Genomic DNA, 2,273 nt, shown 5'->3' with positions numbered 1-2,273 from the left:
GGCTGGCGCACGCCGAAGGCGCGGCCGCGGGTCTCGCGAGGCTGCGCGCCGAAGGCGCCGACCTCGCGCTGGTGGATCTTCGCCACGACGTCGCCTGGCTGGTTGGTGCGCTGGCCGTGGAGCGCATCGCCTGTCCCGTCGTCGCGTGCGGCCGGGCCGAGGATGCGGACGCGGCCGTGCGCGCCATCGAGGCGGGCGCGCGCGACTTCCTGCCGCTGCCGCCCGATCCCGACGTGATCCTGGCGATGCTGGAGGCGGCCGGCACCGAGCCGGTGGAGGACGGGCCCGTCGCGCAGGATCCGGGCATGGCGTCGCTGCTGGCGCGGGCCGGCCAGCTGGCGCGCGCCGACGCCTCGCTCCTCATCACCGGGGAGAGCGGAACCGGGAAGGAGGTGCTGGCGCGCCACATCCACGCACGATCGCGTCGCGCGCGCGGCCCCTTCGTCGCGCTCAACTGCGCGGCCCTGCCGGAGACCCTCCTGGAATCCGAGCTGTTCGGCCACGAGAAGGGCGCCTTCAGCGGCGCGATCGCCGCGCGCAAGGGCAAGTTCGAGCAGGCCGACGGCGGCACGCTGCTCCTCGACGAGGTGGGCGAGATGGACCCCCGCCTGCAGGCCAAGCTCCTGCGCGTCATCCAGGAGAGGGAGGTTGACCGGCTCGGCGGCGGAGCGCCGGTGAAGGTGGATGTCCGCCTGCTCGCCGCGACGAACCGCGACCTGGCCGCGGAGGTGGCGAAGGGCCGCTTCCGCGAGGACCTGTACTTCCGCCTCAACGTGCTCGCACTGCACATCCCGCCGCTGCGCGCCCGGCCCGCCGACATCCTGCCGCTCGCCGCGCATTTCACCCTGCGCTACGCGCGCGCCAACGGCCTGCCGGCCCGCGCCCTGTCGGCGGCCGCCGAAGCGCGGCTGCTCGCCCATCCATGGCCGGGGAATGTCCGCGAGCTGGAGAACTGCCTGCACCGGGCGGTGCTGCTGGCGGAAGGCGCGGAGATCGGGCCGGAGGCGATCGAACTGACGGCGCCGCGGGCCGCCGCGCCGGCGCCCGCCGCACCGGAGGCCCAGCCCCGGACCGCAGCGCCGGCGGGGCAGATCGCAGGCCTCGTCGGACGCAAGGTCGATGAGGTGGAGCGCGAACTGATCCTCGAGACGCTGTCCCACTGCCTCGGCAACCGCACGCGCGCGGCCGAGATCCTCGGCATCTCGATCCGCACGCTGCGCAACAAGCTGCAGGAGTACCGCGCCTCCGGCGTCGCCGTGCCGCCGGCCCCGGGCCAGGTTCCCATCCCGCTGCCCGGCCTCGCCTGACGAATGAAGGGCGTCGCCCTGCGAGGCTGGATCGGCAGCGCGCGCCCGTCGGGCGACGTCGCGCTCGGCATCGCCGTCGCGCTGCTCATCGTCATCCTCATCGTGCCCATGCCCGCCTGGCTGCTCGATGTCGGCCTGGCGCTCTCGATCGTCTCGTCCGTCCTCGTCCTGATGGTCGCGCTCTTCATGCAGCGTCCGCTCGACTTCACCGCCTTTCCGACCATCCTGCTGCTGACCACGCTGCTGCGCCTCGCGCTCAACGTCGCCACCACGCGCGCCATCCTCACATCCGGCCACGAGGGCGAGCAGGCGGCCGGCGCGGTGATCGCGGCCTTCGGCAGCTTCCTCATGGGCGGCGACGTGCTGGTCGGGCTGATCGTCTTCTCGATCCTGCTCCTGGTGAACTTCGTCGTGGTCACGAAGGGATCCGGCCGCATCGCGGAGGTCGCGGCGCGTTTCAGCCTGGACGCCATGCCGGGCAAGCAGATGGCGATCGACGCCGACCTGTCCGCCGGCATCCTCACCGAGGCCGAAGCCAAGCGGCGCCGCAAGGAGCTGGAGGAGGAGAGCGCCTTCTACGGCGCCATGGACGGCGCGGCGAAGTTCGTGCGCGGCGACGCCATCGCGGGGCTCGTCACGACGCTGATCAACCTGCTCGCCGGGATCGCGATCGGCACCCTGCGCCACGGCCTGCCGTTCGGCGAGGCGATCACCTCCTTCTCCTTCCTGACCGTCGGGGATGGTCTGGTGGGGCAGATTCCCGCGCTCCTCGTCTCCGTCGCCGCCGGCATCGTGGTCACCAAGGGCGGTGTCGAGGGACGCGCAGACCGCGCCATCGCGCTGCAGCTCGGCGGCGCCAAGCCGCTCGCGCTCGCCTCGGGCGCGTCGGTCTTCATGGCGATGCTGCCGGGCATGCCAGCGCTGCCCTTCCTGGGACTTGCCGGGCTGGCGGGCTGGCTGGCGCGC

At 73.3% G+C, this 2,273-nt stretch carries 2 protein-coding genes; both read left to right on the top strand.

Going from position 1 to position 2,273, the window contains the following annotated elements:
* The coding region (locus L2I40_RS22130) for a sigma-54 dependent transcriptional regulator (RefSeq protein ID WP_237217453.1) at window positions 1–1,307 on the top strand (1,307 nt) is incomplete at its 5' end.
* 3 nt (window positions 1,308–1,310) lie between these two features.
* Window positions 1,311–2,273 (top strand): FHIPEP family type III secretion protein (locus tag L2I40_RS22125; RefSeq protein WP_237217451.1); only part of this gene is annotated, 963 nt, incomplete at its 3' end.

The organism is Falsiroseomonas oryziterrae, from assembly GCF_021864505.1.
Taxonomy (GTDB): Bacteria; Pseudomonadota; Alphaproteobacteria; order Acetobacterales; family Acetobacteraceae; genus Falsiroseomonas; species Falsiroseomonas oryziterrae.
This window is presented reverse-complemented; position numbering and strand designations above follow the sequence as displayed.